General features: G+C 61.4%; 8 protein-coding genes. 1 reads left to right on the forward strand and 7 read right to left on the reverse strand.

Features of this window, described 5'->3' with window-relative positions:
• Nucleotides 1-147 precede the first annotated feature (147 nt).
• Both AC1DWI_RS07055 and AC1DWI_RS07060 read right to left on the reverse strand, forming a co-directional pair.
• The gene (locus tag AC1DWI_RS07055; protein ID WP_477668376.1) at nucleotides 148-705 is read right to left on the reverse strand and encodes a TlpA disulfide reductase family protein; all 558 of its coding nucleotides are present in this window, start codon (nucleotides 703-705) and stop codon (nucleotides 148-150) included.
• Nucleotides 702-1,313, reverse strand: a complete 612-nt coding sequence (locus AC1DWI_RS07060; protein WP_477668377.1) for a hypothetical protein — start codon at nucleotides 1,311-1,313, stop codon at nucleotides 702-704. Before AC1DWI_RS07060 ends, AC1DWI_RS07055 begins: the two co-directional genes overlap by 4 nt.
• 274 nt (nucleotides 1,314-1,587) lie before the next feature.
• Between AC1DWI_RS07060 and mpl the strand changes: the two genes are divergently transcribed.
• A complete protein-coding gene (gene mpl, locus AC1DWI_RS07065) occupies nucleotides 1,588-3,015 on the forward strand; it encodes a UDP-N-acetylmuramate:L-alanyl-gamma-D-glutamyl-meso-diaminopimelate ligase (RefSeq protein WP_477724591.1) in 1,428 nt (475 codons plus the stop codon).
• A gap of 113 nt (nucleotides 3,016-3,128) precedes the next feature.
• Here mpl and AC1DWI_RS07070 read toward each other — a convergent pair whose 3' ends face one another.
• The 5 genes from AC1DWI_RS07070 to AC1DWI_RS07090 form a co-directional block, all read right to left on the reverse strand.
• On the reverse strand, nucleotides 3,129-3,440 hold the full coding sequence (locus tag AC1DWI_RS07070; RefSeq protein ID WP_477668379.1) for a hypothetical protein: 312 nt from the start codon (nucleotides 3,438-3,440) through the stop codon (nucleotides 3,129-3,131).
• A 78-nt stretch (nucleotides 3,441-3,518) separates the two neighbouring features.
• Nucleotides 3,519-4,643 carry a 3-deoxy-7-phosphoheptulonate synthase gene (locus tag AC1DWI_RS07075; RefSeq protein WP_477668380.1) on the reverse strand — a complete coding sequence of 375 codons (1,125 nt, stop codon included), beginning with the start codon at nucleotides 4,641-4,643 and terminating at the stop codon, nucleotides 3,519-3,521.
• Nucleotides 4,644-4,872: 229 nt separating this feature from the next.
• Nucleotides 4,873-5,574: a hypothetical protein gene (locus AC1DWI_RS07080; protein WP_477668381.1), complete on the reverse strand. Its 702-nt coding sequence runs from the start codon at nucleotides 5,572-5,574 to the stop codon at nucleotides 4,873-4,875.
• A gap of 8 nt (nucleotides 5,575-5,582) precedes the next feature.
• Nucleotides 5,583-7,106 (reverse strand): metalloprotease TldD, encoded by a 1,524-nt coding sequence (gene tldD / locus AC1DWI_RS07085; RefSeq protein WP_477668382.1) that lies wholly within the window; start codon nucleotides 7,104-7,106, stop codon nucleotides 5,583-5,585.
• A gap of 139 nt (nucleotides 7,107-7,245) precedes the next feature.
• The coding region (locus tag AC1DWI_RS07090; protein WP_477724592.1) for a tetratricopeptide repeat protein at nucleotides 7,246-8,476 on the reverse strand (1,231 nt) is incomplete at its 5' end.

Raw genomic sequence — 8,476 nt, forward strand, 5'->3', positions numbered from 1 at the left:
GAGTGTACATCAAGCCGGAGGCCATTCCCAACCGTCTGGCGGCTGGCTGCTCCGCCTCAAAAACCCCGCGGAAGATACCGTTAGAGGCTGTTCCCGGCTGTTACCGAAGGTTTCGATGCAGCACGGCCCATCAGCAATGCCTTGCGCCTAATTGAGCTTGGCCCAGAGCGCCAGGTCTTCCGGCAGGACCTTGCCGATCTTGCGGTGAAGCAGTTCACCCGAGGCGCTGAACACCGCGGTAAAAGGCAAACTGCCGGCGATATTGCCCAGTGACTTGCTGAGCTCCGTTCCACCCAGGCCGGCCATGCCGACCGGGAAATGCAGCGGTCTGGTTTGCAGCCAGGTTCGCACCGCGCTGGGCTGATCGACAGCCAAACCCAGCACTTGCAGGTTTTTATCGCGATTTTCCTGATAGAAGTAATCCAATAAAGGCAATTCCTCTACGCAGGGCGGGCACCAGGTGGCCCAGAAATTCACCAACAGCAGCTTCCCGCGAAAGCTGCTCAAGGACAGGTTCTTGCCGTCGGGCGTGTCGAAGTTCAGGCTCCAGAATGCGTCGGTCGCACTGCCAGATGGGCTGCCGGGAGTAGGCGCCACCACCTTTTCATCCACTGCATGGGGCTGGAATTTCCACCAGGCGACGCCTGCACCCGCCAGGCCGGCCAAGGCGGCGGCGCCGCCATAAAGCATGTTTCTGCGATTCACGTGTTTGAAGTTCCGGTTTGGGGGGAGAGCAATTTTTGCACGGCAGCCAGGTCGCCCCGCGGGGTCCGGCCTTTGACGTCGGGCCGCAGGGCACCGCGCAGGTCGTCGTGGTCATAGACCATCAGGTGCACGCCCACCGTCTCATTCAAAGGTTTGCACACACTTCGCAGGCTGAGCGCTTCCACGCTGTCGCCGGTAAAGCCGGTCACGGTACGCGGCTCGTAGTCCACATTGTGCTCAATCAGGGCAATCTCGGCTGATTTGGGGTCATCGCAGAACAGCTGGATGTAAATGTCGGACAGCCGGGTGGCCGTGCCGTGCCAGACGGCGCCGCCCAGGTAGGGCCGAAATTGCACCAGCCGCTCCATCCAGACCAGCGCCAGTTCACGCAGGGCCGCCAGCTCGGCGGGCTGGGTGTCGGCACAGAAAAGTGCGATGTATTCGCGGACGGCGTCTTCCAGCTCGTCATTGCCCGGCAGCTCGGTACGGGCCGGCAAGGCCATCTGTTTGACGGCGCGGCGTTTGGCCGGACCATATTCCAGCCCTTCTTCCACCACCAGCGCTGCGGCCGTGGCGGCGATTTCGGATTTAAGGGTATGAGGTGTCAAGATCGGCTGGCTTCGGCCAGGAAAGGCCAAAATCGAAGGTCAATGGGTGATGCGGATCAATGATGCGGGTGTGGGCGAAGCGATTGTGCCTTGGGTTGGGTTCCCGCCAGACGCTAAAGTTCACCCCAGCCCACGGCACACCCGACCGCTATGAAATCAATAGCTGGTTGCGCTTATCCATATTGGCCGGGAGGCACTTTTTCCTTGAATTTTCGCCTGGCCACCGGATCCAGGCGTGTGAGGCCCGCGGATAGCCCTGCCTAGAATACAGGCCATGCACATACATATTCTGGGAATCYGCGGCACCTTCATGGGAGGCCTGGCCGCCCTGGCGCGGGAAGCAGGGCACAAAGTGACAGGCTGCGACACCGGCGTCTACCCGCCCATGAGCGACCAGCTGCGCGGTTTGGGGATTGAGCTGATCGAGGGCTACGGCGCCGACCAGATGGCCTTTGAGCCCGACGTGTTCGTGGTCGGCAACGTGGTGTCCCGTGCCCGGCTTGCCGATGGCAGCGCCAAATACCCGCTCATGGAAGCCATCCTGAACAGCGGCAAGCCTTATACCAGCGGCCCGCAATGGCTCTCGGGCCATGTGCTCCACCACCCGACCCACCACCCGACCGGGCCACGCCATGTGCTGGCAGTGGCTGGCACGCATGGCAAAACCACCACCACGGMCATGCTGGCCTGGATTCTCGAAGCTGCCGGGCTGAAGCCGGGTTTCCTGGTCGGCGGCGTGCCGCTGAACTTCGGCGTGTCGGCCCGGCTGGGCGAAGGCAATACCTTTGTCATCGAGGCCGACGAATACGACACCGCCTTTTTCGACAAGCGCAGCAAGTTCGTGCACTACCGCCCGCGCACGGCCATCCTGAACAACCTCGAGTTCGACCACGCCGACATTTTTGACGATCTGGCGGCCATCGAACGGCAGTTTCACCATCTGGTGCGCACCATCCCTTCGCAAGGCCGCGTGGTCGTCAATGCCGCCGAAGCCAGCCTGCAGCGCGTGCTGGCCCAGGGCTGCTGGAGTGAGCAACTGCTCTTCGGCAGCGGCCTGCTGAACAAGAGCGGCTTCATGGCCCACGGCGAACCGCACGACTTTCATGTGCTCAAGGCCGGCGAGGCCGTGGCCCATGTGCAGTGGGGCATCAGCGGCGTGCACAACCAGCTCAATGCGCTGGCCGCCATCGCGGCGGCTGAGCACGTCGGTGTGGCGCCCGAAGCCGCGGCCCGGGCGCTGGCGGAGTTCCAGAACGTCAAGCGCCGCATGGAAGTACGCGGCGTGATCCCGCGCAAAGACGGCGACATCACCGTGTATGACGACTTCGCCCACCACCCCACCGCCATCCATACCACGGTGGACGGCCTGCGCCGCCAGCTGCAAAGCGCAGGCCGGGGCAGCGAACGCATCCTTGCCATCTTCGAGCCGCGCAGCAACACCATGAAGCTGGGCGCCATGACGGCCCAGTTGCCCTGGAGCCTGGAGCAGGCCGATCTGGCGTTTTGCCACGCCGGCGGACTGGACTGGGATGCGCGCGCCGCGCTCGCGCCCATGGGGGATCGCGCGCAGGTGGCCGGCACCATTGACCAGCTGATCGAGCAGGTGCTGGCCGCAGCGCGGCCGGGCGACCACTTGCTGTGCATGAGCAACGGCGGGTTTGGCGGGATTCACGCGAAACTGCTGCAGGCGCTGAAAGCGTGACGGCGAGAATGCCGTGAGCTGAAATCTGTCTTGCTATCAATTTAGCAGCAATCAGCGCATGATTGGCACTGGCTAGAGGCCTGAATTGCTTAAGAAAATCGAGGCGTGGGGACCTAGAAGCTGATGCTTAATGTTGTGACATCTACATGCACAACCGGCTTGCCCAGCGCCGCGCTCGACGCCCGGGCAAATTCCTGAGCCCACTTGGCTTCGGCAAACTTCACCGGCCCAGCCGCCTGGGCCACCACCACCACCTTGTCGGCGGTCAGCAATTTGCCCGTGGGCCGCAGCGGCTCACAGCCCATTTGCGTGAACTGGTCGTCCAGCCACCAACGCGCCACATCGTGCGGCATGGGCTGCACTTCGTTGAGGTCCAGCCGCACCGGCGGGCTGTCCTTGAAGGTCACACTGACTTCGCTGCGCATGATGGGCTCCTGATCGGGGGTTCATGGTCGGCGACTTGCGGGCCTGGTGGCTATTCGCACAAACCCGCGTGGCAGACCTTACTTCTTGGCCCGGCGTGCCTGCACAGCGGTCGAAAGGATTTCCAGCACGTCCAGCGAGTCGTTCCAGCCCAGGCAGGCGTCGGTGATGCTTTTGCCGTATTCCAGCGCTTTGGAGTCGTCCTTGCCAGGGGTGAATTTTTGCGCGCCGGCAGTGAGGTGGCTTTCCACCATCAGGCCGAACACATGGCGCGAGCCGCCTGCCACCTGGCCTGCAATGTCGCGCGCCACTTCGACCTGCTTTTCATGCTGCTTGGAGCTGTTGGCGTGGCTGCAATCCACCATCAGCGTGGCCGGCAGCTTGGAGGCTTCGAGCTCCTTGCAGGCCGCCGCGACGCTGGCCGCGTCGTAGTTGGGCGCCTTGCCGCCGCGCAAAATCACGTGGCAGTCTTTGTTGCCGTTGGTCTGCACAATGGCGACCTGGCCGTTTTTGTGCACCGACAGGAAATGGTGGCCGCGCGCCGCCGCCTGGATGGCGTCGGTCGCGATGCGGATGTTGCCGTCAGTGCCGTTCTTGAAGCCGATGGGCGCCGAGAGGCCCGAAGCCAGTTCACGGTGCACCTGGCTTTCGGTGGTGCGCGCACCGATGGCGCCCCAGGAGATCAGGTCGCCGATGTACTGCGGTGAGATCACGTCGAGGAACTCGCTGCCGGCAGGAAGGCCCAGGCGGTTGATGTCGATCAGCAGCTGGCGCGCGATGCGCAGGCCTTCGTCGATGCGGAAGGTTTCGTCCAGGTACGGGTCGTTGATCAGGCCCTTCCAGCCGACGGTAGTACGCGGTTTTTCGAAGTAGACGCGCATCACGATTTCCAGCGTGCCTTCGTACTTCTTGCGCTGTTCGACGAGTTTGCGGGCATAGTCCAGCGCAGCCATCGGGTCGTGGATGGAGCACGGCCCGACGACGACAAGCAGGCGGTCATCCTTGCCCTGGATGATGTTGTGGATGCTTTTGCGGGTTTTGCTGATCAGCGTCTCGACGGCGGTGCCGCGGATCGGGAAAAAGCGGATGAGATGCTCGGGAGGGGGTAACACGGTGATGTCCTTGATGCGTTCGTCGTCGGTCTGGCTGGTCTTTTCGACGCTCGCATACCAGCTGTCGCTGGCGGAGGTGGCTTTGGCATTCATCGCAGGTTTCCTTTTCTAGATGTCGGTCAATTCGGGGCAGTACACACAATTAAAACGGGCAAAAAAAAACCGCCGGAGGTCCGGCGGTTTTTGGAGAATCGGTGCGTTTTATCGGGTCACGCGTTGATCTCTCTACCGCCGGAAGCGCTTGAGAACCAAAAGTAACCAAAATAAAACTTGGCGGAATTCATAAGCTGAAATGTAGCACAGCTCAAGTTGAGCTATCAACTCACGACAATTTTTGAAGGATTTGCCAGGGAATATCCACGTTGGGGTTAATTGGTTTTCTCTTGGGGTCGGAGGCCAACACATCCCTGAATACTTTATAGCCGGTGGCATAGGGCACAAAAATCCAGAAGTCTTTCTGTCCTCCTACGCTCAATGGCGTGCCATAGCCGGGCATCTCTGAGCCATCCATCACAAGCTGTGCTACATATTTGCGCTCGCCTATCGCAAGAGTGCCGCGATCAAAACACCAACGCGCTCCTTTCGCGTCCTGAAAACATTGCTTCCCAAATATCCGTCCCAGCAATGCATCACTTAAAACAGTCTCACCTATATCGCCAATCCGAATGTATTGAAGCCTCTGGCGCTTGGGATCGTCTTTGGAATAAGCCCAGAGTTTGTCCCCCGAAGCGTTCAAGCAAGCGTTTGAAGCCGCTTCGTGCCATGAAGAAAGCGTCGGCTCACCGGTTTTATCAATCCATAGCGTGGGATAACCATTCATGGGACTGTTTTTACTGGTCACCTCGCTCCAATTTTTTTTGAGGACAAGCTCGTCCCAAAGCTGCTTGGCAACATAGGAGCCGCTGATTTTTTTCAACCTGCCACCGCTATCGCAAGCAGGCTCAGCCCGCACCAACGGCATGCCGCAATAAGTTGCTACGACCCAAACCCCCAAAAAAAAAGCGCACCTGCCCACGATTTCCACCTACAGACTCAGGCCGTCCCGCCCACGGTCAGGCCGTCGATGCGCAGCGTCGGCTGGCCCACGCCCACTGGCACGCTCTGGCCTTCCTTGCCGCAGGTGCCCACGCCGCTGTCGAGCTGCATGTCGTTGCCCATCATGGTGACGCGGGTCAAGGCGTCGGGGCCGTTGCCGACAATCGTCGCCCCCTTGACGGGGTAAAGAATCTTGCCGTTTTCGACCCAGAAGGCTTCGCTGGCCGAAAACACGAACTTGCCCGAAGTGATGTCGACCTGGCCGCCGCCGAAGTTGGTGGCGTATAGACCCTTCTTGATGCTGGCCACGATTTCTTCGGGCTGCTTGTCGCCGCCCAGCATGTAGGTGTTGGTCATGCGGGGCATGGGCACATGGGCATAGCTCTCACGCCGGCCGTTGCCGGTGGGCTTGACCTTCATCAGGCGCGCGTTGAGCGAGTCCTGGATGTAGCCCTTCAAGATGCCGTCTTCAATCAGCACGTTGCGCTGGCTGGCGTTGCCTTCGTCGTCCACGTTGAGCGAGCCGCGGCGGTCGGCAATCGTGCCGTCGTCCAGCACCGTTACGCCCTTGGCTGCCACGCGCTGGCCGATCTTGCCGGAAAACGCGCTGGAGCCCTTGCGGTTGAAGTCGCCTTCCAGGCCGTGGCCGATGGCCTCATGCAGCAAAATGCCGGGCCAACCCGAGCCCAGCACCACTGTCATTTCGCCGGCCGGCGCGGGGCGCGCATCGAGATTGGTCAGTGCGGCTTTCACCGCGTCGTTCACGTATTCGGCGATCTGCGCATCGTCAAAATAAGCCAGGCCAAAACGCCCGCCACCGCCGCCCGAGCCGACTTCACGACGGCCTTTCTGCTCGGCAATGACCGTCACGCTCAGACGCACCAGCGGTCGCACGTCGGCGGCGAGCGTGCCGTCGGCGCGCGCGACCATCACCACGTCGTATTCACTGGCCAGGCCCGCCATCACCTGCACGATGCGCGGATCCTTGGCTTTGGCGAGTTTTTCGACTTTCTCGAGCAACTGGACCTTGGCGGTGCTGTCCAGCGTGGCGATCGGGTCCAGGCCCTGGTAGAGCGAACGGCTGCCGGCCACCTTCCGGGCGGGCGTCTTGACGCGGGCAGCCTTGCCGCCCGCAGAAATGCTGCGCACCGTGCGCGCCGCATCCAGCAGCGACGCCTCGGAAATGTCATCGGAGTAGGCAAAGGCGGTCTTTTCGCCACTGACAGCGCGCACGCCCACGCCCTGATCGATGCTGAAAGAGCCGGTCTTCACGATGCCCTCTTCCAGGCTCCAGCCTTCGCTGCGGGTGTACTGGAAGTAGAGATCGGCATCATCGGCGCCGTGGGAGGTAATTTCGCCCAGCGCGCGGCTCAGATGCGCCTGCGTGAGGCCGAAAGGCGCCAGCAGCAGCTTTTCGGCAATCGCCAGCCGTCCGGATGTGGACTCCGTGGTCGGCCGCGCAGCGGACGAGACAGTGGATTTGTTGGCGGTGGAAGCGGGCGTGGAGCGAAGGAAGGTCATGCGGCCATTGTAGGCAGTCTGCCCTGCCCCGTCAGGGCCTGTGCACAGGCCGGTACGAGGCCCAGGGCTTTGCCCGCCGAGTTCCGGCCGTCGCAAGGCAAGTCGCGGTCATGATGCCTTGCGCGGGCCCTCGGTGAACTCAGGCAATTAGCGGCTGGTAACGCATTGACAGCGCTTCGCGCACCTGCTCCAGGGGTTGACGCCAGTCCCCAGCCTCGGCCTGGCGAAATATCCTTGCGCTCGGATACCAGGGGCTATCGCTCCTCTCCAGCAACCAACGCCAGTCGGGAATGTAGGGAACCAGAATCCAAACCGGTTTACCCATGGCACCCGCAAGGTGTGCCACGCTGGTATCCGACGTAACAACCAGGTCCAGTGAGTCGATCACAGCTGCCGTATCGGCGAAAGTCTTCAGCGCCTCGCCCGGACAGAGGATGTGAGGTTGCGTCTTCATGACAGGAATGTCCACTTCACGAAGCATGGGTTGAAGGCATATTGCCGGCATTCCGTCGGGCAGGGCTTGCAGAAATTCCGCAAGTCGCAGAGAGCGTAGCCGGTCGCGCTTCTGTTTGGCGTTGCCGGACCAAACAATGCCCACCCGGGGGGTAGCAGATCCAGCCAAGGCAGCGAGCCGCTGTTGCCAGGCCGCCTTTTTATCGGGATCGGCTTTCAAATAAGACAAGCTCGCCGGCACAAACCCGGTCCGATGATGCCCCAGGGCCAATGGAAGGCTCATCAAGGGACAATAGCAATCAAACGGCGGCAAGGGCTCATGCTCCTCCAGAACGCGGGTCACCCCTGGAAGAGTCCCCATCAGCTCTTTAAGTCCCGCCTGCACCTGAAGCACCACGCGCGCACCGAGTGCGGCCACTTCCGTGGCGTATCTGGAAAACTGGATGGTGTCCCCAAATCCCTGTTCACACGAGAGCAGGATCGTTTGACCGGCGATAGCCTCCCCACCGAGCCAGAGAGGCWTTGCAAAGACCTTGCGCTCTTTCACGTCTTTTTCTTTCGCGCTTCTGAGCCGCCACTCGTATTCCGTCCAGCCCGTTGCATAGTCGCCATTCAGCAGGGCGCTAAACCCGAGATTGAAATGGGCAGCAAAATGCCCGGAGTCCAGCTCAAGGGCCGTCCGGTAACTTTTGATGGCGTCATCATGGAAGCCCTGTTCACCCAAGGAAATACCGAGGTGAACCAGCGTAATTGCGTCCCCTGGATTGAGATCCAGTGCCCGCCGCATCAACGGAATCGCCCGTGCGAAATCTCCCGCGGCCTCGCACGCGGCCCCCAGGTTGCTCATGAATTGGGCGTTCTCCGGCTCCAGCGCAAGGGCTTTTTCGTAGGGCGCTATCGCCTTGAGCGGCAAATTC

It is taken from the genome of Polaromonas sp. P3_C2, assembly GCF_056402675.1.